Origin of the sequence: Bernardetia sp. Wsw4-3y2, assembly GCF_037126295.1 — a bacterium.
Lineage (GTDB): Bacteria > Bacteroidota > Bacteroidia > Cytophagales > Bernardetiaceae > Bernardetia.
The window spans coordinates 4,670,001-4,695,404 of sequence record NZ_CP147017.1 but is presented as its reverse complement, the minus strand read 5'-3'; the positions used below and the strand labels follow the sequence as shown (position 1 = coordinate 4,695,404).

The 25,404-nt window shown below is 31.7% G+C and carries 23 protein-coding genes and 2 rRNA genes (1 of these 25 cut by a window edge); 12 read left to right on the top strand and 13 right to left on the bottom strand.

What is annotated here, in order from left to right:
* Positions 1 to 256: 256 nt before the first annotated feature.
* On the bottom strand, positions 257 to 1,114 hold the full coding sequence (gene dinD, locus V9L05_RS19695; protein WP_338791727.1) for a DNA damage-inducible protein D: 858 nt from the start codon (positions 1,112 to 1,114) through the stop codon (positions 257 to 259).
* A 231-nt stretch (positions 1,115 to 1,345) separates the two neighbouring features.
* Between dinD and V9L05_RS19690 the strand changes: the two genes are divergently transcribed.
* The 3 genes from V9L05_RS19690 (at position 1,346) to V9L05_RS19680 (ending at position 3,066) form a co-directional block, all read left to right on the top strand.
* A complete protein-coding gene (locus V9L05_RS19690) occupies positions 1,346 to 1,738 on the top strand; it encodes a DUF423 domain-containing protein (RefSeq protein ID WP_338791728.1) in 393 nt (130 codons plus the stop codon).
* A 6-nt stretch (positions 1,739 to 1,744) separates the two neighbouring features.
* Complete coding sequence (locus V9L05_RS19685) at positions 1,745 to 2,188, top strand: DUF6584 family protein (RefSeq protein WP_338813605.1); 444 nt, start codon at positions 1,745 to 1,747, stop codon at positions 2,186 to 2,188.
* Positions 2,189 to 2,280: 92 nt separating this feature from the next.
* Complete coding sequence (locus V9L05_RS19680) at positions 2,281 to 3,066, top strand: hypothetical protein (protein ID WP_338813604.1); 786 nt, start codon at positions 2,281 to 2,283, stop codon at positions 3,064 to 3,066.
* Between the two features lie 103 nt (positions 3,067 to 3,169).
* On the opposite strand, the gene V9L05_RS19675 is transcribed toward V9L05_RS19680, so the two are convergent.
* A complete protein-coding gene (locus tag V9L05_RS19675; RefSeq protein WP_338813603.1) occupies positions 3,170 to 3,886 on the bottom strand; it encodes a hypothetical protein in 717 nt (238 codons plus the stop codon).
* A gap of 54 nt (positions 3,887 to 3,940) precedes the next feature.
* Here V9L05_RS19675 and V9L05_RS19670 point away from each other — a divergent pair, with 54 nt between their 5' ends.
* Entirely contained in the window at positions 3,941 to 5,305 is a 1,365-nt protein-coding gene (locus V9L05_RS19670) for a Mur ligase family protein (RefSeq protein ID WP_338813602.1), read from the top strand.
* A 295-nt stretch (positions 5,306 to 5,600) separates the two neighbouring features.
* Here the strand turns inward: V9L05_RS19670 and V9L05_RS19665 are convergent, their stop codons facing one another.
* A complete protein-coding gene (locus tag V9L05_RS19665) occupies positions 5,601 to 6,494 on the bottom strand; it encodes an OmpA family protein (RefSeq protein ID WP_338813601.1) in 894 nt (297 codons plus the stop codon).
* Between the two features lie 187 nt (positions 6,495 to 6,681).
* On the opposite strand from V9L05_RS19665, the gene V9L05_RS19660 reads away from it, so the two are divergent.
* Together V9L05_RS19660 and hisIE are read left to right on the top strand one after the other, a co-directional pair.
* On the top strand, positions 6,682 to 7,296 hold the full coding sequence (locus tag V9L05_RS19660) for a DUF2179 domain-containing protein (protein WP_338791734.1): 615 nt from the start codon (positions 6,682 to 6,684) through the stop codon (positions 7,294 to 7,296).
* A gap of 138 nt (positions 7,297 to 7,434) precedes the next feature.
* Positions 7,435 to 8,064 (top strand): bifunctional phosphoribosyl-AMP cyclohydrolase/phosphoribosyl-ATP diphosphatase HisIE, encoded by a 630-nt coding sequence (gene hisIE, locus V9L05_RS19655; RefSeq protein ID WP_338813600.1) that lies wholly within the window; start codon positions 7,435 to 7,437, stop codon positions 8,062 to 8,064.
* 228 nt (positions 8,065 to 8,292) lie between these two features.
* Here hisIE and V9L05_RS19650 read toward each other — a convergent pair whose 3' ends face one another.
* Positions 8,293 to 8,739, bottom strand: a complete 447-nt coding sequence (locus V9L05_RS19650) for a helix-turn-helix domain-containing protein (protein WP_338791736.1) — start codon at positions 8,737 to 8,739, stop codon at positions 8,293 to 8,295.
* Between the two features lie 84 nt (positions 8,740 to 8,823).
* On the opposite strand from V9L05_RS19650, the gene V9L05_RS19645 reads away from it, so the two are divergent.
* A complete protein-coding gene (locus tag V9L05_RS19645; RefSeq protein ID WP_338791737.1) occupies positions 8,824 to 9,711 on the top strand; it encodes an SDR family oxidoreductase in 888 nt (295 codons plus the stop codon).
* Between the two features lie 105 nt (positions 9,712 to 9,816).
* Positions 9,817 to 10,704 (top strand): 4,5-DOPA dioxygenase extradiol, encoded by an 888-nt coding sequence (ygiD, locus tag V9L05_RS19640; protein ID WP_338813599.1) that lies wholly within the window; start codon positions 9,817 to 9,819, stop codon positions 10,702 to 10,704.
* Positions 10,705 to 10,914: 210 nt separating this feature from the next.
* On the opposite strand, the gene V9L05_RS19635 is transcribed toward ygiD, so the two are convergent.
* The gene (locus tag V9L05_RS19635; protein WP_338813598.1) at positions 10,915 to 12,222 is read right to left on the bottom strand and encodes a dicarboxylate/amino acid:cation symporter; all 1,308 of its coding nucleotides are present in this window, start codon (positions 12,220 to 12,222) and stop codon (positions 10,915 to 10,917) included.
* Between the two features lie 176 nt (positions 12,223 to 12,398).
* Entirely contained in the window at positions 12,399 to 13,580 is a 1,182-nt protein-coding gene (locus tag V9L05_RS19630; protein WP_338813597.1) for a DnaJ domain-containing protein, read from the bottom strand.
* Positions 13,581 to 13,811: 231 nt separating this feature from the next.
* On the opposite strand from V9L05_RS19630, the gene V9L05_RS19625 reads away from it, so the two are divergent.
* Together V9L05_RS19625 and V9L05_RS19620 are read left to right on the top strand one after the other, a co-directional pair.
* Positions 13,812 to 14,774: a hypothetical protein gene (locus V9L05_RS19625; RefSeq protein ID WP_338791741.1), complete on the top strand. Its 963-nt coding sequence runs from the start codon at positions 13,812 to 13,814 to the stop codon at positions 14,772 to 14,774.
* A gap of 300 nt (positions 14,775 to 15,074) precedes the next feature.
* Positions 15,075 to 15,578, top strand: a complete 504-nt coding sequence (locus tag V9L05_RS19620; RefSeq protein WP_338791742.1) for a hypothetical protein — start codon at positions 15,075 to 15,077, stop codon at positions 15,576 to 15,578.
* 2 nt (positions 15,579 to 15,580) lie between these two features.
* On the opposite strand, the gene V9L05_RS19615 is transcribed toward V9L05_RS19620, so the two are convergent.
* The 4 genes from V9L05_RS19615 to V9L05_RS19600 form a co-directional block, all read right to left on the bottom strand.
* The gene (locus V9L05_RS19615) at positions 15,581 to 16,420 is read right to left on the bottom strand and encodes a hypothetical protein (RefSeq protein ID WP_338813596.1); all 840 of its coding nucleotides are present in this window, start codon (positions 16,418 to 16,420) and stop codon (positions 15,581 to 15,583) included.
* Between the two features lie 105 nt (positions 16,421 to 16,525).
* The gene (locus V9L05_RS19610; RefSeq protein ID WP_338791744.1) at positions 16,526 to 16,780 is read right to left on the bottom strand and encodes a hypothetical protein; all 255 of its coding nucleotides are present in this window, start codon (positions 16,778 to 16,780) and stop codon (positions 16,526 to 16,528) included.
* Positions 16,781 to 16,947: 167 nt separating this feature from the next.
* A complete protein-coding gene (locus V9L05_RS19605) occupies positions 16,948 to 17,400 on the bottom strand; it encodes a hypothetical protein (protein ID WP_338813594.1) in 453 nt (150 codons plus the stop codon).
* Between the two features lie 115 nt (positions 17,401 to 17,515).
* A complete protein-coding gene (locus V9L05_RS19600; RefSeq protein WP_338813592.1) occupies positions 17,516 to 19,315 on the bottom strand; it encodes a hypothetical protein in 1,800 nt (599 codons plus the stop codon).
* Between the two features lie 178 nt (positions 19,316 to 19,493).
* Between V9L05_RS19600 and V9L05_RS19595 the strand changes: the two genes are divergently transcribed.
* Together V9L05_RS19595 and V9L05_RS19590 are read left to right on the top strand one after the other, a co-directional pair.
* Complete coding sequence (locus V9L05_RS19595) at positions 19,494 to 20,690, top strand: hypothetical protein (RefSeq protein WP_338813590.1); 1,197 nt, start codon at positions 19,494 to 19,496, stop codon at positions 20,688 to 20,690.
* Positions 20,691 to 20,777: 87 nt separating this feature from the next.
* Entirely contained in the window at positions 20,778 to 22,364 is a 1,587-nt protein-coding gene (locus V9L05_RS19590) for a DUF4132 domain-containing protein (RefSeq protein ID WP_338813589.1), read from the top strand.
* A 10-nt stretch (positions 22,365 to 22,374) separates the two neighbouring features.
* On the opposite strand, the gene V9L05_RS19585 is transcribed toward V9L05_RS19590, so the two are convergent.
* The 3 genes from V9L05_RS19585 to V9L05_RS19575 form a co-directional block, all read right to left on the bottom strand.
* Complete coding sequence (locus V9L05_RS19585; protein WP_338813588.1) at positions 22,375 to 23,076, bottom strand: ComF family protein; 702 nt, start codon at positions 23,074 to 23,076, stop codon at positions 22,375 to 22,377.
* Positions 23,077 to 23,313: 237 nt separating this feature from the next.
* Positions 23,314 to 23,424, bottom strand: a 5S ribosomal RNA gene (gene rrf, locus V9L05_RS19580).
* A gap of 131 nt (positions 23,425 to 23,555) precedes the next feature.
* Positions 23,556 to 25,404, bottom strand: a 23S ribosomal RNA gene (locus V9L05_RS19575) (it continues 1,039 nt past the right edge of the window).

Genomic DNA, 25,404 nt, shown 5'->3' with positions numbered 1-25,404 from the left:
AAAAAAATAATTAATTATTAGAAGCAGAAATAAGATAAAACTAAAACAAATTGCTTGATAAAATAAAAGACACACAAAGTTAATTAAATTAACTATAATAAATTATGCTTTACACTAAATTTTTATCTTCTTCCTAAATATACAATTATTCCAACAAAAAAACTATTCTTATTTCGTTATGATTAGACGAAAGCAAGAATAGTTTAGATAAAAACGAGACTATTAGTAAAGTGATTATACAAATAATTGACTTATCTTATTTTTTCTTTTTACCAAGAGTGATTTTGAAGCCAAAAAGTGTTGTTTCTTCATTTTTGAGCTTATCTCTTACTTTTTTGAGGTCTTCTTCCATCGGTAAATCTTCAGGTTTTATTCCTGTTTCTTTTTCAAAGGCTTCTCTAATTGTCTGATTTGAATTTGTATGAGTGTCCTTTATAGATTCCTCTCCTCTAATTTTTGGGTCTGTACTGACTTTGAATTTTGTAAAAAGAGTAGCCAAATTTTTCGAACCAATAGTTACAGCAGGCATAAAATCGGACACATTTCTTTCTTCTGGAATTTCATTTTGCTCTTTAAGTTCTTTAGGAGAAGTTCCACCAAAAAGTGTTTTGTCACCTTCATTTCTAATGCGTTGAAAACCTGCTTTACTTACGCCTCTTTCATCTGCAATCTGAAAAAGTTCGAACTCATTTTTTGCCAAAATTCTGCGCTGACGCAAACGTTCTCTACTCTGAATTTCTTCTTCTAATAATTCTGCTTTTCGTGTTTGAAGTGCAAAATAAGTTTGAGCAAAAGCGACTTCTTGTTTGCGAGAATCTCCATTTTGGGCAATCAAATAACAAGCATAACGAGAAAGTAAGTAATCCATTTTCATACGAGAACTCACTCCCGTTTTTACTTTTCTATCTTTTCTCAAAAAATGAAAATCTACGTCTTGCTCACTATTTATGCAAGCTGTTTGTGCTTTTGCGATAGTTCGTTCAAAATTTTCCCACTTTGAGTATTTCAATAAAGTTTGTAGTGTTCTAGCAGACCAAACTTCGTTGCCATTGCCATCTTTGAGAGCAGCATTTTCAAAAGCTGATTTGAGTACAGTTATGTTTTGATTATCCATAATTGAAAATAAGGGTAAAGAAAAATCTATGTTTTAGTGACTTTATTTATCTAGTTGCTAATTAGACTATCTAATATACAAAAATTTTAGCTAAAATCATAACATTTTTTTTAATAAAAAGTGAGATTTTCGTTATTTATTTTGTCGATATTTGTGACATAAAAAACTTGTTTTTAAATCTGTCTAGTGTCTTTAAAATGTGGTGACAGTTACAAACTTAATTTTAAAACGATGAAAAACAACTTTATATTTTTCGGTGCAATCTTGGGAGGCTTAGCTGTTGGAATTGGAGCTTTTGGAGCGCATGCTTTAAAAGATTGGCTTATTTCTATTGGTCAAGCCGAAACATTTCAAACAGCTTCCAAATATCATTTTTATCATTCCCTTTCTCTTATTTTAATAGGTATTTTATCAAAAATGAAATTAACAACTTCAGAAAAATCATCTAAATTATTGACTTGGGCAGGAAATTTACACCTTTTAGGAATACTTATTTTCTCAGGTACACTTTATTTACTTTGCCTTACAAATATAAAATGGTTGGGTGCAATTACTCCAATTGGAGGTGTTTTATTGATTGTTGGTTGGGTATTTTTAGCTCTTTCTTTTTGGAATAAAAAATAGGCTTTCATGAAAAGGTATAGCACAAAAGAACGATTATTTTGGAAAGTTAATCAAGATTTAGAAAATAATGACTTGAATAAAGCAATTTCAAGATTGGAAAGTTCCTTACAGTTTAATATTCTTGATGCAGCTTATAGAAAAAAGCTAGGAAATTTATACCTCCAAAAAAACAACCTTACCAAGGCAGGAAAATATTTCTACTTATTAGAAAATAACTCAGAAACAGAAGTAAAAGCTATTGAAGCCTTTGAGAAACATTTTGGAAATGATCCTATTTTAATTTGTAAAAATATTGTTACCAAAAGTCATTTTGCATTTTCAATATTGAGTAATTTTGAAAAAGATGTTTTTAGAAATTTACTCCTTGATATTCATTTGAAATTTGGTGTTACACCTAATTTTTTGAAGGGCTTAGAAAGGCATTTGAAAAAACAGTATCCCAAAAAATAAGATAAGACTTTGTTTAAGTGAAAACTACTTTTATGATTTTTACGTAATTGTAAGAAATGTTAATTAAAAAACACTCTTTACAAAACTACCTTATGAATTGCCCCAGTTGCGAAATAAAAATACCTAGAGATGCCATAAATATTCAAAAAGACATTGCTCAATGTCAAAACTGTGGAAATGTCTTTAGTATTTCAGCTCATGTAAGTACTAAAAAAGATGAATTTTCATCATCAAAATCTAGCTCAAGAAGCTACACTGACGATTATGATTTGGCTCGCCAGTCGATGTACAAAGAAGCAGACTTTCATAATCAATCTGTCCAAAAAAATTTTGATACAAAAAACTCCCGTAATTTTGATATAAATAATCCTCCCAAAGGAGCTTATATCAATCATCTAGATGATGGTGTTCAGATTGGAGCTTCTACTCGCTCGTGGTCTGCTCTTTTTATTATTCCTTTTGCCCTTGTTTGGTCTGGTGGATCGATAGGTGGAATTTATGGTACTCAAATTTTTACAGGAGAATTTGATATTGTTACTTCTCTTTTTGGAATTCCTTTTTTGTTGGGTTCTTTATTTATATGGAGTATGGCTTTGATGACAATTGCAGGCAAAGTAGAAGTTACTCTTGATAGTAAAGGGGGACATATCTTTACCGGAGTAGGGAAAATAGGAAAACATAAACGTTTTTTATGGTCTGAAATAAATAGTATTCGTGAAGATGTAAGTATTTCTCGTTCTAGCAAAGGAGGTAGCTCTACAAGTCGCTATATTTCATTAGAAGGACAAAGACAAGTTCGTTTTGGTAGTGAGTTGTCTACTGAAAACAGATATTATATACTTAAAACTTTAGAAGAACTTATTCAGAATAGAAAGTAATTATTTTTGGTTCTTGGTTTCATTATGTCGTTGGTGGCACACCAATAACGGCAGGTGAGACCAAAACGACAAAAAAAGAATGACAAATTTGAAAGAACCAAAACTATTCTTTTATCTCCACTTTTACAGAATCTAAAATTTCAACTACTTCTCCATTTAGAAAACGAACAGTTCTTTTATATTTTCCATCTTCATTTGGATATCCGTAACCTTTCCAAATTCCATTTACATCTTCTGATTTGTAATCTTGTTCTATACTAATCAAAGGAAAATAATCATGACAATAAACTCTTTTTAGTTCCCATTTCCTTCCGACTCTAGGAAAACGATGATAATGAGCATAAATAATTTTATCATATTTATTAGATACGTTTTCATAAACAACATAACTAAACTCTTTTCCAGAAAAAAGAGCGAAAGGAAGGGTTACAAGATTGAATAACAAGATAAACGTAAAGATAAATACAGCTCCAAGTCGTATAAATTTTCTAAATTTCACTTTTGAATGAAGCCTTTTATTCCAAAAATGAATAATCAATATTAATGAAGAAATACTCAATAATGAAGGATTAAAAAATCTGCTGACAAAATCAGGCATACCAAGTAAACAAACATCATAAGGAAGAATAATTAACATCAAACTACTCAAAAATATTCCAATAAGAATTTTGTCAAGTCTTTTAAACTCTAATGGTTTTATCTTTTTATCTACATTTTTCATAATCAAATTGTAATTCTGTTCTAAACATTTTACGAAATAACGTATATTTGCCAATATCAAAACTACTCGGCAGAAAGAATTAAATTCTTTTATGCTCATTTTGAATTTTTTATCTTAAAATCAGAATAAGAAAATTAACATAGAATTAGAGATATGAATATACATTTTATCGGAATCGGAGGAAGCGTTATGCACAATATCGCTATTAGAGAAAAAATAAATGGAAATAAAGTTACAGGTTCGGATGATGCGTGGTATGACCCATCTGAAAATCGTTTGAGAGAACATGGCTTACTTCCCCAAAAGGCAGGTTGGTTTCCAGAAAATATTACTCCTGATTTGGATAAAATAGTGTTAGGAATGCACGCAAAAGCAGATAATCCAGAACTTTTGAAGGCACAAGAACTAGGTTTAAAAATTTATTCGTATCCAGAATATATTTACTCCCTTTCTGAAAACAAAGAACGTGTAGTAATTGCAGGAAGTCATGGCAAAACCACTATTACAGCTATGATTATGCACACATTAAGACTTCAAAGTTATGATTTTGATTATTTAATTGGTGCGTATGTAGAAGGCTTTGATTCAACAGTGCGTTTATCTGATGCCCCTATTATTATCATTGAAGGCGACGAATATCAAACTTCTCCTTTAGACAAAACACCTAAATTTTTACATTACAATCATCATATTGGCGTTATTAGTGGAATTGCTTGGGATCACGCTAATGTGTATCCTGATTTTGAAGGCTATAAAAATCAGTTTCGTTTGTTTGCTGAAAACTCAGTAAAAGCAGGCGCACTTATTTATAATGAAGAAGACAAATTGGTAAAAGAAATAGTAGAAGATAATGAAAATATTCATTTTGATACGATTCAGTTGCCTTATAGAACACATCCATCAAGCGTACAGGAAGGAAAAACATTTTTGAAAACAGAACTGGGGCAAATGGAAGTTTCTGTTTTTGGAGAGCATAATATGTCAAATCTGAATGCTGCAAAAATTGTTTGTAGAAGGCTAGGAATAAGAGAAAGTCAGTTTTATGATGCCATGATGTCTTTTAGAGGAGCTTCAAAACGTCTTGAACTCGTAGGAGAAAATGATCAAATGCACGTTTTTAAAGACTTTGCTCACTCACCTTCTAAAGTAGAAGCAACTATAAAAGCAGTAAAAAAACAATATCCAAAACAGCGTTTGACAGCTTGTATGGAACTTCACACATTCAGTAGTTTGAATCAAGATTTTATACAAGAATATGCAAATACTGCAAATAATGCTGATACAGCAGCAGTTTATTATAACCCTGAATATGTGGCAGCAAAAGGATTACCTGCCATTTCTAAACAAGATTTGAAAGATGCTTTCAAAAGACAAGATTTAGAAGTATTTACTACAATTGATGAATTAGAATCTTTTTTAGTAGCTCAAAATTGGAAACAAAACAATCTTTTGATTATGTCCTCTGGAAAAATGGGAGGAATGAACATTGAAAGTTTGGCTAATCAACTTTTAGGATAACTTTTTAAAACCTTGTTCTGCACTGATTAGAACAAGGTTTTTCTGTTAATTTTGTTGCTCCTCAGAATTTAAAAATACTTCACACTTCATTAATACACTGTTTCAAAAGTTTTATTGCATTTTGTTGTGCATTCAGTTCCTCAGAACTGAATGTTTCGCTTCTGAGGAAGCATTTCGTTCAACTCTGGGGAGTTGAACACATAAAAAGCATTGTAAACAGTGTATTAATAAATTATGAACTTTATGATTTTAGTTGCAAAAGATGGTTGCAACTAAATTCATAAAGAACCAATTATTATTTCTCCAAAAGTTCAAAAATCTCATCTAGTTTGGGCAGAACTACAATTTCTATTCTTCTATTTTCACTTTTCCCTTCTGCTGTCTTATTACTTGCAATAGGTAAATGTTCGCCATGTCCTGCTGCTACAATGCTTTGAGGAGCAATGCCATTTTCTACCAACAATTGTACTACCACAGAAGCACGCAAAGCACTAAGCTGCCAATTATCTTTGAAAGGAAGCTCTGCGCCCGTTACAGGCATATTATCTGTGTGTCCTTCTACCCAAATATCTAAACCAGAAGCATTATTTTTTAATAGAGAAGCTAGTTTTTGAAGTGCCTTTCTTCCTTCTGAATTAATATCAATACTTGCTGTTTCGAAAAGTAGTTTGTTAGAAAGTGAAATATACAAACGTCCCGATTTTTCTTTTACTGAAAAAGATTCTTTATTGAGCGAACTAAAAGCCATTTTGATAGATTTTTGTAATTCATTAGATTGTCTTTGGCGTTGGTATTGTTTATTTTTTAAAGTAGAAATATTTTTTTCTTTACCTAAAATCTCATTTTCTTTTTTTGTTAGTTCTACTTCTTTTTCCTGTAATTCTTTATTTAATAAATTATTTTTTTCAACTGTTTTTTTGGCAATTTTTTGAAGACTATCTAATTGATAATCTTTTGTTTGCAATGAAACAATAATTTCTTTTAAAGAATCCGAACTTTGAAGTAATAGTTTTTGAGCTTCATAAAATTGTCTTTTTATGCGTTCGTTTTCTTGTTCTTTACGCTCTACTTCTGCTAATTTTGCCTTATATTTTTTCGGACTTACACACGAGAAAATAACCAAAATCAAAAGAGAGAGTAAGAAAGTGGGCAGAATTATTTTTTTTATAAAATGTAGTTTTTGATTCACTTTTTTTTAGGTTTTGTAACTTTGTAGCTCTTTTTAGTAAAATTTAAAAAGAATTAATAGAATAATAAAATTCAATATGCAATTCTCCTTTGTCGCTAGTTTAAATCTTACGACTTTTGCACCAAATTAATTTTTTATTCAGAAATAGAGTTTAATTTAACTCTAAATTTCGTCAAATTGTAGTTCTATGCAAGATTTTTTTTATCAGTATCTCAATGAAGATACAATTTGGGTGTATGCCTACGTTATTCTTCCTATTCTTATTTTCTTGGCTCGTCTGACCGATGTTAGTCTTTCAACGCTTCGAATCGTACTTGTAACAATGGGAAAACGCAATATTGCGCCACTTATTGGTTTTGTTGAAGCTTTTGTATGGCTACTTGCTATTGGTCAGATTATGCAAAACCTTACTAATATAATGTCTTATTTGGCGTATGCAGGAGGTTTTGCAATGGGAACTTATTTGGGAATGTGGTTAGAACAACGAATTGCTTTAGGAATGGTAATGGTCAGAATTATTACAGGAAAAACGGCTGAACATCTTATCTCCAAACTAAAAGACACCAATTATAGATTTACACATTTACAAGCAGAAGGAAAATATGGCGATGTAGGAGTAGTTTTTTCGATTGTGAAAAGAAAAGAATTACCTAAATTTTTACACTTAATAAATACGCACAATCCGAATGCTTTTTATACTATAGAAAATATCAGACACGTGCAAAATACAGATGATATTCCTACTTCTGACTCGGGGACATTTTCTCGTGTGGTCAGAAAAATAAAAACAATTAGAAAGTAATTGTGGATTTAGAATAAAACGAATTAGTAATCTTTTTTGAAAAATGTAGCTTTATAGTTTACTTTTGTAATCCATTAAAAATAAAATTATTTGTAGAGAAAAGGTTTGTCTTTTCCTAGCTAGTAGCCTAAAAATAAAATGAATATAAACGAAGAAATACAAAGTCAGCAAATAGATTTTGAAAAACAAAACGGACTTGTTCCTGTCATTATTCAAGATTCTAAAACCATGCGTGTTTTGATGCTTGGTTTTATGAATCACGAAGCCTTCGAAAAAACGCAGAAAGAAAACAAAGTGACTTTTTTTAGCCGAACAAAAAACCGTCTTTGGACAAAAGGAGAAACGTCTGGAAATTTCTTGCATGTACAAAAAATGCACTTAGATTGTGATAATGATACTCTATTGATTTTTGTAAAACCTCAAGGCGAAGTTTGTCATACAGGAACAGATACATGTTTTGGCGAAGAAAAAAATACAGCTAATATTCATTTTTTGCAGCATTTAGAAAATACAATTGAAAAAAGAAGCCAAGACACAGAAGAAAATGCAAGTTCTTATACAAATAAACTTCTCAAAAGTGGTGTTCATAAAGTAGCTCAAAAAGTTGGCGAAGAAGCCGTCGAAGTAGTTATTGATGCAATGAGAGGAAACAAAGAACGATTCAAAGAAGAATGTGGTGATTTATTGTACCACTTACTTGTCTTGATGCGCTCTCAAGATGTCAAAATTGATGAGGTGATGGAAGTTTTGGAAAAAAGACACAAGTAAACGGTTATCTGTAAATAATTATTAGTAACCAGTTAATAAACGTTATCACGGTTATTTACAGGTTTGATAATCAACTTAATTATAAAAATATACCTTTGCTCATTTTTCCTTAGTGGTAGGTTTGCAAACCTATCACTAAGGAAAAATGAACTTTACAAAATTAACCGTGATAACGTTTAATACAGAATACATTTTTTTGATAAATTGTATTCTGTATTTTTTTTAGCCTTATTTTGATTTTGAATATTTTTCTCTTGATTTTTTTATGTTGTCTATATTTATTTTTGCCCAATTTACAAGCGTTTCTATGTGAGGAACAAGACTTTCCCCCATATCAGTAAGTTCATATTCTACACGAGGAGGAACTTGAGGATAAATAGTTCGTTTGACTAATCCATCTGACTCTAAGCCTTTTAGAGTTACAGAAAGCATTTTTTGTGATATACTCTCAATATATTTATTTATTTCATTAAAACGCAGTATTTTTTCTTCGTGCAAAATCAATAAAATAAGTATTGACCACTTATCGCCTACTTTATCAAGGACATTTCTGACAGGACAATTATCTACGTCCGAATATTTTTCTAAAGTTTCTCTTTTCATAACTAACTGATTATCAGCAATAATAACTTCAAGATAAGTGAGTGATTTTGTTGTAAGCTCTTGTAATAACAAAAGTAACCTTTTATCTTTGACTAACCAAAAGTTAGTTACTTTATTTTAGTTTGTAAAATTAAATCATAGAAAAATAAGAAAATCATGAGCAAAATATTAATTACAGGTGCGACAGGTGGATTAGGAAGCAATGTTGCAGAATTTTTAAAAGAAAAAATTGAAGCTACAAATATTGCCGTTTTGGTAAGAGACAAAAGTGCTGAAAAAGCAAAACACTATCTAGAACAAGGCTTTGATGTTCGTGTTGCTGATTATGACAATTCAGATGCTTTAAAAGTTGCCTTTGCAACTATTGATGTGCTTTATTTTGTATCTGGAAGTGATATTAATAATCGCTTATCACAGCATGAAAATGTAGTCAATGCTGCTAAAGAAGCTGGAATAAAGCATATTCTTTATACAAGTACAGTAAGAAATGATGAAACAGAAAAATCGCCACTTCATCTTGTTGTTGATGCACACATTAAAACAGAGGAATGGATTAAAGAATCAGGAATTACGTATACAATTCTTAGACATAATCTATATGCAGAAGTTGTTCCTATGTTCATCGGTTCGAAAGAGCAATTACAGCAGACCAAAACAGTCTATTTGCCTACTGGCGATGGAAAAACAGCATTTGCTCTAAGAAAAGATTTTGCTGAAGCAGAAGCAATCATTTTGAGTGAACCTGAAAAACATGCCAACAAAATTTATGAGTTTAATGGAAGCAAGCTGATAACATTTAATGATATTGCTACTTATTTATCTGAAGCAATAGGTGAAACGATTAATTATGTTTCTCCAACAGTTCCAGAATTTGAAGCGACATTAAAATCTGTAGGTTTGCCAGCCGAAATTATTGGCATGACAACAGGTTTTAGTTTGGGAATAGCAAGTGGCGAGTTTGAGAAAACAAAAAATGATTTGGAAACTATTTTAGGTAGAAAAACTCAAACTCTTTCATCATTTATTAAAGAAGTGTATAAATAATGAGTTATATATTGAATTATCAAAATCCTAAGTTTTAAAATGACTTAGGATTTTAACTACTTTATTTGTGTATTTTTCATAAAATTGCTAATTATTGGATTTACAATGACTAGAAAAGACTTTTTAAAATCACTATTACTTTTACCATTATTAAGCACTTCCATGAAATTGAAAGAGTTAGATAAAATGACTTCATCGCTGAGTAAGACAAGTAAAATGCCTGTATTATTTTTAGGTCATGGAAGTCCAATGAATGCTATTGAAGAAAACGAATTTGTTGCATCATTCAGACAATTAGGAAAAGATATGGTGCGTCCTACTGCCATACTTTGTATATCTGCTCACTGGGAAACAAAGGGAACTTTTGTTACAGCTATGCAAAATCCACGTACTATTCATGATTTTGGAGGATTTCCAAGAGAATTATTTGAGGTGCAATATCCAGCTAAAGGAAGTCCTGAGTTAGCGCAGGAAACTAAAAAGATAATTACCAAAACAGAAGTAAAGCTAGATGAAAAATGGGGACTTGACCATGGCGCATGGAGTGTAATCAAACATCTCTATCCAAATGCTGATATTCCTGTTATCCAAATGAGTATTGATTATTCAAAACCTGCTCAATATCATTATGAGTTAGCCAAACAAATAGCTAGTTTGCGTGAAAAAGGAGTTTTAATTGTGGGCAGTGGAAATATAATACATAATTTAAGATTAGTAGCTTGGGATAAATTGAATCAACCTTATGCTTTTGATTGGGCAACCGAAGCAAATGAAAATATCAAAAAATATATCTTAAATGATGACCACCAAAAACTAATCAATTTCAAATCACAAGGAAAAGCATTCGAACTAGCCATTCCAACTCCAGAACATTACTTGCCTCTCATTTATACGTTAGCATTAAAAGAGGAAAATGACAAAATAGATATTTTTAATGATAAACCTATTGGTGGCTCGCTTACAATGACTTCAATAAAAATAGAAGCAAGTTAGAATAACTTTTTATAAAAAAATACAGAATACAGTTTTTTGAGAAATTATATTCTGTATTTCTATTTCTTAGAAGTATAAAATGAATAAATTTACACTTTGAAAAATTCACGCATTAATCAACAGGGTTAAAATCCTGTTTTTATAAATAGCTAAAAATGTAAATTTATTTTTTTAGTCTTCCTTACTTTATAATCTCCATTTTTCTAATTTCTATTCCCCGTCTAATCGTTCATTTTCAGATTTTGCCACTAAAAGAGAAACTGTTGCATCTCCTGTAACATTGACAACTGTTCGGCACATATCCAAAAGTCTATCTACTCCCAAAATAAGGTTAATTCCATCAGAAGGAATTTTTGCTTGTTCCAAAACAATAACAAGCATCAAAATACCAGCCCCTGGAACAGCAGCAGCACCCACAGAAGCCAAAGTAGCCGTCAAGACAATTCCAAGTTGTTGTACAATAGTCAAATCCATTCCGTAAGCCTGAGCGATAAAAAGAGCTGCAACGCCTTGATACAAACTTGTTCCGTCCATATTTACAGTTGCGCCCACAGGCAAAACAAAACTTACAATTTCTTTGGGAACACCCAAAAATTTGTTTACTCTTTCCATCGTAACAGGCAAAGTAGCTGCACTAGAACTGGTAGAAAATGCCAAAAGCTGTGCAGGAGCAATGCCTTGAAAAAACTGCAATGGATTATAACGAGCAAAAATCATTAGCACAAGCACATAAAAAACAACCATCAAAAATAGTCCTAAAATTACAGTTAAGCAGTACAAACCAACTACTTTAAACAGTTCAACTACTTTATTCAAATCTCCTTCTGCAAAATCTACAATCAAAAAAGCAAGAAGTGCAAAAACTCCATAAGGCGCAAAGAGCATTAGTATTTCTACTATTTTTATGACCAAATCATTGAGAGCATCAAATCCTTTTTTGATAATTTCTCCTTTCTGAAAATCAATCATTACTAAAGCTACACCAAACAGAACAGCAAAAAATATCACTTGAAGCATATTTTGATTATTGGTAGCTGCTGCCACAACATTATCAGGAACAATATCGATGATAGGTTGTAATGGATTTGATTCTTTTACAGCTAATGCTTTTTCTTTGCTAGATTTTGTTTTGGCTTCATATTTTTGAGCAAATTCGGCTCTTTTTTCTTCCGAAAATGCTTTACCAGGTTGAATTACATTTGCCAAGACAAGTCCAATAGTAATGGCTACTACTGTTGTAATAAGATAAATAGCTATTGTACGAGTTCCTAAACGAGAGAGTTTTGAAATATCACTCATACTTGCAATTCCTTGTATCAAAGAAATAAATACAAGAGGCATTGCAATCATTTTTAATGAGTTTACAAAAATCTTTCCCCATGGTTGAATCCAATCAGCAACAAAACCACTCCAGCCCATCAGAACGGCACTTATTCCGAATACGACACCGAGTATCATGCCAATAATAATTTGCCAATGTAGAGCGAGTTTGAAGGATTTGTTAAAGGATTTTTTCATGAGATATGTTTGTAAATTGTTTTAGGTAATTAGTTCATCTAGAATTAAAATATAATTCAAATATAGTTGTGTTTCTCTTAAACAACAAATGAAGTTTGTTTTGGCTCAAAAAATAGTGTGAGAATAAACTCCCCTGACACTTGACTACCAAATTTGTTTTTTACTTTTATTACTTTCTATTTACAATATTCATTCAAAGGCTTTGCAGCTTCTTGACTTCCATAACTGACAGCAATTTTCCAACTCTCACAAGCATTTTGTTTATCTTTTACCTTCGCATCTCCGTTATTCTCTATTTCACTTTCTATACCTGAAACTGGCTTTTCCCAAAAATAAAACCCTTTATAATACCATAAGTACGAATTCTTTGGATTAATTTCTATTGCTTTATCTAAAAGTTCTCCCATTGCTTGATAGTCTTTTGTATTATGTTTGGCAACAGCTTTTCCAATATATGGCTCTACCAATTTTGGTTCTTTCTCAATAATTTTATCAAAATACAAACTTGCTTTATCATAATCTCTCAATTTCTCAAGATACAAATCAGCAATATTCATGAGTACTCTTTGATTGTAGCCTCCTAAAGAACCAACTATCTTATACTCTTCAATAGCTAAATAATATTCATTCATCAAGAAATAAGTATCTGCTATTTCATTATGGTATTTTGCTCTAATCTCTTTTTCACCTTTATCAGTATAAGAAAGTGCATTTCTGAAATAGCTAATAGCATCAGCATAATTCTTTCTATTCAACTGAATTTTTCCTAACAAATAATTTACTTCAGCATCTTCTTCTTTTTGTGTTTGTGCTTCTTCTAGTGCTTTATGCGCAGTTACAAAATCATTTGATTCTATGGCTGCTTTTGCTTCCTCTATGTAGGTATTATATGAGTAATTTGTCATGACATTCATCAGTAAATAAGCAAAAACAAACATTACAGCAAAGCCTAAAACGATATATAACTCTGTTTTTCCAAATTCGAAAGTTGGTTGTTTTTTTTGAGTAGTTTGTCTTCTTTGGTAAGTATAGCCTGTATCTCTTTGTGTATTCTGATGTGTATTCTGATTAGAAGAGTCAGAATAGTTCCCACTTGATGTATATTGTTTATAATATTGTTGTCTTCTTGCACTTTCAAACTCTAATTCATTATCATACCTTGACTTTTTAATAGGGTCAGAAAGAACTTGATAGGCTTCATTTATTAATTTGAATCGCTCTTCTGCTAGTTGTGCTTCTTGAGGAGTTGCTGCATTTCTATCTGGATGAAACTTTAAAGCCTGTTTTTTGTAGGCAGATTTTATTTCTTGTAAAGTAGCTGTCTTTGTGATGCCTAATAAATCGTAGTAATTACTCATGTTTTATTAATATATTTTCGCTTTAATTCTGTTTTGTACTATTTATTACTCAAATCTACAAACACTTTTTCCTCTTTTGTAGTTTTAAAAAGAACGGTTGTAAGAGAAATAAATTTTTGAGATAATAAAATTCAATTTATTATGCCTTAAATTTTATCTCAAAACTAATTTATTCCTATCTTTATTTCTTATCAAGAATAAAGAAATTTTTTCATCTTAAACTCACTTTTTATGTCCTATTTCAAAATGATTTTAGCAAAAATAATAAACTTCAATTTATTTACAGTTAATCACTTCTACAAAAGAAGAGTTTTACTTTTATTATTAGGCTTTTTTATTACTTCAAACTTTGCTTTTGCACAGAAGAAGGCTGTTGTTCTCTCAGAAACTACTCAAACTAACAAAATGGCTTATTTTGCAGGTTCATTTGACCAGTTGCAAGAGGAAGGAAAAAAGAAAGACAAACCTTATTTTGTTTTTGTTCATGCCAAAAACAACAAATTTGATTCAGTTACTTTTGCTAACCAATATGTTCAGACCTACGTAAAAAAACGTTATATAGCTCAAAAACTACAAGCTCCTTCATTATATGCAGATTATGTAGTTAAAAAATATGAAGTGAAGAGCTTTCCTCAAATTTTGGTTTTTACACCTCAAGGAAAATTAGTTGATAGAATTACATCCTATCTAAGTCCGAAACAAATGATTGCTCGTTTGAAGCTCCATGAAGACAAAAAAGGTTCTTCAGATGACCGTATTTCTGCTTTTGCAAAAGCTGCCGACCCAGAACTTTCATTGAAATTACAAACAGAAGGTGAAATTCAGGAAGTATATCATTTTAGTATTCGTCCGTATGGTGTAGAAGAAAAAACTATTGGTATTCAATTGGGTGTTTTTGAAAATTATCAAAACTTGGTAAATAATGTTGCTGAATTAGAAGTACACTGGCACGATAACATTTTGGTAACTTTTGTAGAAGTAGATGGAAAAATGTTGTACAGATTACTTCTAGGACCTTTTTATAGTTACGAACATGCTGAAGTTTATAACAGAAATTTAAAAGAAAAAATGGGATTGCGTGGTATTTTGGTGAGTTTAGAAGATTTTGATCCAATTACAGAGGATAACAAATCTAAATATCTATTAAAAAATATAGAAACGCCTGTGGAAAGCGAAAACCCTAACAAAAGATAATTTTTTTATAGAAAATAAAAAAATAAAGTTTGAACTTATTTAAAATCCTATTGAGTGATTTATCGAATTATCGAAGATTACTCAGTAGGATTTTGCAATTCTAGCTATTCTTAAATAATTTATAAACAATTAAAAAACAGCAATTTGTCTTTGAAACATCTAAAACTAACAGATTTATTTTTAGAAAAAAACATTAAAAACCACACAACAAAACGATTTTTATCTTAATTTTACATTATTCTCTTACTCAGAAGAGTATTTTTCAAGAGAAACCTAAAATACAGATATTAAAGCTAGAATATGAAAGAATTTGGACAAAAGTCTGATAAAGAATCAATTACTGATTTTTCATTATTATATAAAAATAAAGAACAAGCTATTCAAAAACGAATAGAGTTGTTGTATAAAAGTATGTCTTTTTCGGAAGGCATAGAACCAAACTGGTCAAACTTTCATGACTGTTTTACAAGTAGTGCACAATTTATCAATGCAAACCTTGATGCACCTATGTTTTTAGATGTTCGTACATTTGCACAAGTATTACAGAGTCAGATAGAACAAAATGACATTCCTCAACTTTTTACACAAGAGATTTCACATCGTACACAGATTTTTGGAAAAATTGCACAACGTTTCAGTATTTTTACCAACAAAATTGAATTAGACGGAGAACCAACCACAAAAGGAATAAATAGTATTCAACTTATTTGTGCAAAAGGAAATTGGCTTATTCAGTCTATTTCTTGGTATAACGAACGTAGTGATGACAAAATCCCCAATCATTTATTAGAGATATTGAAATAATTTTATAATTGCACATGCACATGGTCATCATGTCTAGCAGCTTTACAGCCGTGAAAACGCCATTTGGGAGATGTAATATTGAAACGATTTTTAAGATGTGGTTCTAAAAAAAATTTCTTTAAAGATTTTTCTTTTATGATTAGCTTCATCAAATAATTTGTTCGTTCTGTATCAAAAGAATAGTCTTCTTTATGGCTATAAACTTTGGCATATTTTCCTATATCATAATACCAACTTTGTTTTAAACATATTGCTGGCTGATTTATTTCCCCTTTTTGTGGCTCTTCATAAATACCATAACCCGAAAAAGAAGGCTTTTCATGTGTCGGTTTGCCTGTTTCCTTATCCAAATAAAAAAAACTCAAATCTATTTTTTTTCCGTCGTTATGGCTAATATGTGGTAGAAGAGGAAAACCTGTATAAAAAGGAAAATTAGCATCTAAATACCTTACTTTTGAATTTGGATATTTTTTATCAAAATCTTTTCCTATTCTAAATAAGGCTTCTTTAAGCTGTGGTTTTACATAATGCCTATTCAAAATACATGTCCAAATTGTGGTAGGTTGAAGATTACTTTCTTCAAAAATGGGAAGTGCTACTCGGTTACTATATTTTTCAGAAGCTAGAGGAATAATTGCAAAAGTAGCAAATAGATAAAATGCAAGAAAGTAAAGCAACTTTATTTTGAAATAATTGAAATAATGCTTTTTCTTTTTTTTGTAACCAAAAATAGTTAGTTGTAACCAACAGATAATCCAAATAATGCCTCCAATTTGAGTAAGAACTGTCAAAAAAATGACTAACAAAATTTGTAAACTAAAAGAAATTATTTTTTTAAACATAAGATTTTAACAATAGTCTGTTTAGGGTTTAAAACACTAAAGCTTCATATTTGGGATTATTTATGTGGTGTTTGGGATTTATACTGAACAATTAAAAAATCATATTTAGTAGTAATTAATTTTGGTATAACCTTGTAAAACTTTACAACTATGAGCTAATTTAAAGTAGTTCAAATCTGTATTTTTAATATCAACTTTGCCATCAGGTTGTTTTGGCTCTCTTCTAAATAAATATCTTAGATAAGCATCATCTCTAAGTCTTGAAACAAGGCAAATGTTTGTTTTTACTGAGACATTTTCTATAAAGTGATATTTAGAAAAACACGCATCTACACATCCATAAACACTAAGTTTTGGCATTCATTATTATTGCTTTAATTACAAACTGATATTACGCAGTTTAGTGTTCTGTGGCACACAGAGCAGCCTTTTGCGTAACATCAGTTACAAACGAAAAAATCACTTCTTTAGCTTAAAAAAGTGATTTTGATTTTTACAGAAATTGAATGTATTTGATAATTTCTATTTTAGTTATTCACTATTTCAATGGAAATAATTTTGATTGGCTCACTTGGTCCAGGGTATGCAAGACAAATAACTATATCATCATAACGATTATCTTTTTTAGCATACTGATAATGAATTTTCAAACTCATTTTGTCTTTTATTTCCATATTTTCAATATCGGCTTTTGCATACTCATCTAAAGAATAGGGTTGTAAATAAGTATTTGAGCCATCATTAAACCAAAGATTATCCCATACACCTACTCCACAAACTACTTGTTCGACCACTACATCAGCTGTCATAACAATTTCGCATTCATCAATAGGAGGGTCACAGCCTTGGTCATCACACTGGAAAGCAGAAAAAGCAAGTAAAATTCCTAGTGCAAAAACATAAAAAGGAAAATTGATAGAAAAAGCATTCTTAGCAGAATTAGCAATTTCTTGTCTAGAATTGAAATTTAATTTTAACATAAGTTGTAAGAATTAATAGTAATAGAATTTTTGAGTGAAATTATTTTTCTTGTTGGAGTTGTTATTTTCTATACGTAATTCTTTTTCAATATGTCGCAATAATTTTTGATGTTTTTTACTCCCAAAAAATACCATCTACTAGCCATTTATTTCCTATATAAAGCTGCCTACATAAAAAATAAGTATAGTTTACTCGTTTAGGAATTCGTTTTTCTGCTGCAAAATTTTGATGAATAAATTGTTTTTGATAATCTGAGAGTGTGATTTTTGGACTAATTCGAAGAACTTTCAACACATCTTGAATTTTAAACTTTGCAATGAGTTTATTAATCTCAATTCCCGATTTTTCAGCAGGAACATATAACGAAATGTAAGCCGATTGATAATAATAACGATCATTTTCTATATCATAAATAACTTCATTCTCAATTTCTAAAAGCGAAATATCCGACATATAAAAAAATTTACTAGAAGGGTCAGTATACAGTTCGTTTACTTCCAAAAGCTCTTTAGCTTGCTCATTTCTATATTTTTCTAACTCTGCAACTTGTTCTAAAGAAATTCCTATTTTAACTTGTTCTTCACTAATATTAAGTATTTCAGACGCTGATTTTTCAGTTTTTATTTTCAATAAATTTGCTTTAATTTCTGCAAAATCAATCTCTTTCTCATAGAAATTTCCTTTTTCTGCATTGTAATTTGCTTCATACGCCTGTAGTTTACCTTTTTCAGCAGCTTCTAAAAGAAGTTTAGAAATTTCATTATCATCTTGAAACAATGATTTATTTACATTTTCTTTCAAATGAATTTCTGTTCTGACATAATAAGCTAATTGATTTAAAACTTGATTTTTTAAATTAGAATTGTATTTATAAAAAGGTTCATCTTTCAAATCTTCATTTTCCCAAACTATATTTTCGCTTTCAAAATACTGATTTTGCAAAGCATTTGTGTACGTAGTTATTTTTTGAGAGGTAGAAGTAGACCTTTTACTTTCAAAAAAAGGCTTCATTTCTTCCACTAAAAAAGAAGCTACTGGTTTCAAATAATCACTTTTTGTATTCCAAACTGTAATCCATTTTGAAGTAAAAAAATCATGTGAGTCTTTCGTAGGAATTCTATCATCAATATTCTGAATTCTGACTTCTCCAATAGGAGCATCTGTAAGAGAATTCCAACGATTTAAAAACTGTTCAGCACTCATTTTTTCAGGTTCTTTGAGTTGCTTCTTCTTTCCTTTTTCTTTCTTTTTATATTCAAATTCTTCTAAATCGTAAGGAGTAATATTACCACTTTTCACAAGCTGTGCTAATTTTTGGCTAATTTTGGCTTGCTGACTTTCGTCTGCTAAAAACAGATTTTCAAAAAAATTATCATTTTGTACCTCTTCGTTTTCATCACCTTGAGTAGGCATCCAAACACTTCTGTGGTCATTGTCTAGAAAACGTTTGGCATCTTCATAGCGAAATGAAACAACAGGTTGAGGCTTCGAATCTGAAAAGTATTTTCCTGCTACAAACAAATGTAGATATTGAATATGAATCGTTTGATTAGAATTAGTTACACTTTCAACATAATCGATTCCCAAAATGCTAAGCTGGTCAGTAGTAAGCGTTTGGAATTTATCCATGTGTTCTGTTTCCAAGCGTTCTACCTCTACTTTTTTTGCATCATTATCTTGATATTCTACCTTATAAATTGGCAATTCACTTCTTTTAGCACCTTCAAAAAGAAGTTTTGTAATCTGCTTATCCGTTTGAAAAAAGCCTTTATTAGCTTTGTTTTTCAAATTTATCAATTTAAAAAATCGCTTATTTTGCTCAGTGGTGTTTTGAGCAGTTACTTTTATTTCAAAAAAAAATAAAAGAGCAAATAATAAAAAGCAGGAAAATATAGAATAAAATGATGACTTCATAGGAGGAGTTTTATAGTAGAGAAAAGGTATGCTTTTTCTTTTTTTAATAAAAATTGTAAACAATTACGAAGATAAGAATTAAATTACACCATTTTTATAAAAAATAAAAATTGTAAATTTGTTCTTTTAGATTTGATAATACAATAATAATTAGTCAGAATTTACCATTACTCATAAAATGAATTTCATAGAAGTAGAAACAAAAGAACATAAAAAAGAATTTAATGATTTTGCAGCTCGTCTTTACAAACATAATCCCTATTGGATTCGTCCATTAAATAAAGATATAGAAATTGTATTTGATGAAACTCAAAATCCACTTTTTAAGCAAACTGGAGGAGAAAAAGGGGAAATAAAAGCACAAGCAATTCGCTGGCTTTTACAAAACAATACTGGAAAAACAATAGGAAGAATTGCAGCTTTCATAAATCCTAAAACTGTTTTGCAAGATAATGAACAACCTACAGGAGGAGCAGGTTTTTTTGAATGTATCAACGATGAAAAAGTAGCTTTTGCATTATTTGATAAAGCTAAAAAATGGCTTTCAGAGCGTGGAATGGAAGCGATGGATGCACCAATAAATTTTGGAGAACGTAATCAATGGTGGGGGGTTTTGATTGATGGATTTGATAAGCCTCCTAATTATCAGATGGGTTATCATTTTGAATATTACAAAGATTTTTTTGAAAAATGGGGCTTTCAAGAGTATTTTCAGCAGTTTACCTATGGACGTGAAATGTATGATGTTTCAGAAAGGTTAGAAAAAATTGCTAACCGAGTGATGACAAGGGAAGGCTACTCTTTTTCTCATATCAACAAAGCAACTATTGACAAACATGCAGAAAACTTTAGAGAAGTATATAATGCTAGTTGGGGAAATCATGCAGGTGTAGCAAAACTTACAGTAGAAGATTCAAAAGCTCTTTTAAAGCAAATGAAACCTATTTTAGAAGAAGATTTGGTATGGTTTGCTTATTTTGAAGGAAAAGCTATTGGTTTTTATGTGATGTTACCTGAACTTAATCAGCTTTTCAAACACCTAAACGGAAAATTTGGCATTTTGCAAAAACTACAATTTCTGTGGCATAAAATGCAGAAGAAAAATAAAAAAGTATTTGGAGTAATATTTGGAGTTGCACCAGAATTTCAACGAAAAGGAGTAGAATTAGGGATGGTTATGGCATATCAAAAAGAGCGCAGAAGTAAACCTAACTATCAATATGACTACATAGAATTTAATTGGATTGGAGATTTTAATACTAATATGGTTAAACTTTGTGAGAGTTTGGAAGCTGAAAAAGTAAAAAGACATGCAACGTATCGCTATCTTTTTGATAGAACAAAACCATTTGAGAGAATGAAAGAAATCAAATAGTACAACAGACTTCCTAATCTGTTTCAAAGTAATAGTTGATAATCTACTAATTCAACAGACTGAAAAGTCTGTTATACAAATAAGAAAATGCTAAATAAAGAAGATAGTTGGGGAAATAGTGTAACTGAATTTTTCGATTACGCAGAAGAAAAAGAACAGTTGCTTTGGTCGTATTTATTCGAAAAAATAATTGACGTTACACCACGAAGTTATAAAAAACAGATTTTGCCTATTATAAAAAAAATAGGTGAAAAATCTTTTCGTACAATAGTGCATAGTTGGCTAGAACTTGTAATTCTTCAAAAACCCAAAACAGCTTTTTATGAAGATGAATCTGGATTAGAATACGAGCGAAATTATTTACTAGAATATCCAAATGAAACGATTTTTTCTCGTCTTATTCGTGCTTTACCTTTTGTAGCAGACCAAAATTCTATTGATTTGCTTTCCGAACTTGCTATTGAAGCAGGCAAAAATAGACCTTTTAAAAGCAATGATAAAACAGATAAAATCACAGGAATTGCTTCTTACAAACTTTCTGAACAAGCAATTTATGCCATTGCAGACATTGAGAATGTTACTCCTATTCAAGCCCTTCTTTCTATACAAATTCAATTACAATCTCTTTCTTTAAAAAAATTAGTAGAAACTAAACTTACTCAAATTGCAAAAAAACGAAAAGTGGAGGTAATAGAGCTTTTAGAAAATCATTTGCCAGATTATGGACTAGAAAATGGATTTTTGGAAGGAGAAATTCATTCAAAACTAAATCCTGAAAAAATTTATGCCTATCAAATGCAGGTTATAGAAAATAAAGTAAAACTTACTTGGTTTGATACTCAAGGAAAAGAATTAAAAACTGCTCCTGCTGCTCTCAAACGAGAATTTCCTAATAAAATAGAGAAACTAAAAAACACAGCCAATGAAGCACAAAAAACACTTACTCTACAAAGGCAACGTTTAGAAAAAACCTATTTAACTCAAAAAACTTTTACCTATTCACATTGGCAAACTGCTTATGCCAATCACGGACTTTTGGGAACTGTTGTAGAAAATTTGGTGTGGCAAGTAGAAATTAATACAACAAATTCTGAATCAGAAAAAGAATGGAAAACAGTATGGTCTTCTTTTGGTCGCTTTGTCGACACTGATAAAAATCCTGTTAAAGTAAAAGAAAATACAAATATTCGTCTTTTACATCCTGCTTTCTTACAGAAACAAGAATTAGAAGATTGGCAAGAACTTATAAAACAGAAAGATTTAAAACAGCCTTTTCAGCAAGTTTTTAGAGGTGTTTTTGAAAGAAAAATAGATGAAAATGAAGAAAGCAATCGTTTTGAAGCAATAATTCTGAATCAGAAAAAACTTCGAATGTTTGCCAAAGTACAAGGATGGAACTATAAATGGCTTACCTATCCGAAAATGAATCGTAGTTTTCTTACTTTTCAATTTGACTATAAACTTTACAATACAGAAAAAGCTACTAAATTAGAAGTAGAGTTTTGGGTAGAAGCATTACCAAGTCAGCCACAAAATGTAAAAACAAATGTTATTCGTCTTCATCAGAAAGCACAGTCACTTTCTTTTGAAGTTTTAGATAAAGTCACTTTTTCAGAAATTTTTAGAGTTATTAAACAGATTATTCATGTCTCTTCTGTAGATACTTCTATATAATTTCCTTGTATTAAATTTGTGTAATTGCAATGGCAGCAATACTTACTGTTTTTGCTCCCTTCTCTAAAAGCAGATTAATACAGGCTTCCAAAGTAGCTCCTGTAGTAACTACATCATCTACAATCAAAATATTTTTGTCTTTTATTTCTTCTGGGTTCGGCACTAAAAATCCTGCTTTCATATTCTCATATCGTTCTTGTCTTGATTTTTTTGTTTGAGAACTAGTATTTGTTACTTTCTCTAATCCGTGTTCTAAATGTGGAATTTTCCAAACTTCTGCTAAACCTTCCCCAAAACAAGCACTCTGATTATACCCTCTTTTTCTAAGTTTTTTTGGGTGTAGAGGGACAGGAATAATAACATCAAAATTTTTATGAAAATCATTTTCTAAAAGCTCTTGTCCATACCAATTTCCTATAAGTATTCCCACTTCTGGCGAATCCTTGTATTTGAGATAATGCAACATACTTTGTACATCTGCTGCTTTTTTAAAAAATAAATACGCAATAGCATGTTCTACCTTTGTTCTTCCCCAAAATTTTTGTGCTAAAGCATTTTCTTTATCCAAATGAAAATTTGTTCTAGGAAAACTAAATTTACATATCGAACAAATCGTTTTTTCTCCTTGCTCTATTACTCCTCCACAAGCCAAACAAACATCTGGAAAAAAGATATACACAAGAGTTGATAGATAATCTTTGAAAGTCGTCATAAGAAAATACAGATAGGAAAGATCAATTTTCAGAAATATACAAAATAAATTCAGCTTTGCCTCAATAAATTACTATTATTACTTGATTTACTCTAATAAATTTTTCTCCATCATATCTTTTCACTAGGATGATATAAAAACTGTTTTCCACAAAAAAAGCCTTTCTAATCAATTATGATTAAAAAGGCTTAATTCTTTGTCCGTTCACAAATACATTTCTGCATTTGTCCTTATAAAGACGGGCGATGACCTACTCTCCCACGAATAGCGCAGTACCATCGGCGCAATAGGGCTTAACGGCTCTGTTCGGAATGGAAAGACGTGTACCCCTATGCTATGATCACCCTTTTTCTTTAGGTAAATTGTCTGGCTAGTACCAATGCAACTTACACAAGTTCTTAAAAAGTTCTTTAACAAAGTAAGGTGTATAGTATATTTAAAAATTATGATCTTCCGTTTGCATATCGGAAAACCTACACTAACAAAAGACTACTGAGAAATTAGTACAGCTCAGCTCCATTTATTTCTAAACTTTCACCTGCTGCCTATCTACGTCATCATCTTTAACGTCTCTTAAGGGAAATCTCATCTTGAAGTCAGTTTCGCACTTAGATGCTTTCAGTGCTTATCTGTTCCAAACGTGGCTACTCAGCAATGCAGTTAGCACCACAACTGATACACCAGAGGTTTGTCCAACTCGGTCCTCTCGTACTAAAGTCAGATCTTCGCAAATTTCCTACGCCCACAACAGATAGAGACCGAACTGTCTCACGACGTTCTGAACCCAGCTCGCGTGCCACTTTAATGGGCGAACAGCCCAACCCTTGGGACCTTCTCCAGCCCCAGGATGTGACGAGCCGACATCGAGGTGCCAAACCTCCCCGTCGATATGAGCTCTTGGGGGAGATCAGCCTGTTATCCCCGGAGTACCTTTTATCCTTTGAGCGACGGCCTTTCCACACAGAACCGCCGGATCACTATGCCCTACTTTCGTACCTGCTCGACCTGTTTGTCTTGCAGTCAAGCTTCCTTATGCCATTACACGCTACATACGATTACCAACCGTATTGAGGAAACCTTGGGAAGCCTCCGTTACACTTTCGGAGGCGACCACCCCAGTCAAACTACCCACCACGCACCGTCCCTCTCACGAGGTTAGATGACAAATACAGAAAGGGTGGTATTTCAACAATGACTCCACGATGCCTAGCGACACCGCTTCAAAGTCTCCCACCTATCCTACACATTCTGTATTCAACAACTATGCGAAGCTATAGTAAAGGTTCACGGGGTCTTTTCGTCCCGTTGCGGGTAATCGGCATCTTCACCGATACTTCAATTTCACCGGAATCATGGTTGAGACAGTGTCCAAGTCGTTACACCATTCGTGCAGGTCGGAACTTACCCGACAAGGAATTTCGCTACCTTAGGACCGTTATAGTTACGGCCGCCGTTTACTTGGGCTTCGATTCAAACCTTCGGATTACTCCTAAGCTCCCCTCTTAACCTTCAAGCACCGGGCAGGTGTCAGGCATTATACTTCATCTTACGATTTCGCAATGCCCTGTGTTTTTGTTAAACAGTCGCTTGGACCTTTTTATTGCAGCCGCTTATATCGCTATAAGACGGCACCCCTTCTCCCGAAGTTACAGGGTAAATTTGCCTAGTTCCTTAACCATGAATCTTCCGAGCGCCTCAGGATTCTCTCCTTGACTACCTGTGTCGGTTTGCGGTACGGGCTATTTAAATTAACGTTAACGAGGATTTTCTTGGAAGCTATTATGTAGATTATCAACGCCCCCGAAGGTTTGTCGTACTATTGCCTAATCCAATCTCTAGCGGATTTACCTACTAAAAACCTTTGCGTTTCGGCTTTAACGTCCATTTCTGTCAGAACGCACTACACTATTTACTCCGTCTCCCCTAACAATTTAAACGAGGTACAGAAATATTAATCTGTTTCCCATCGGAATCGCTCTTCAGCTTATCCTTAGGTCCCGACTAAACCTGAAACGATTAGCGTTGTTCAGGAAACCTTAGTCTATCGGCGAGGGGGTTTCTCACCCCCTTTATCGTTACTCATTCCTACATTTGCTTTTCTAAACGCTCCACTTTCATTCACAATCCAGCTTCTACGCATTTAGAATGCTCTTCTACCACTATGACTTCAAAAAATCATAGTCCATAGCTTCGGTAATAGATTTATGCCCGTGTATTATCGACGCCCAATCACTCGACCAGTGAGCTGTTACGCACTCTTTAAATGAATGGCTGCTTCCAAGCCAACATCCTGGCTGTCTCCGTAATCGGACCACCTTAGGTCAACTT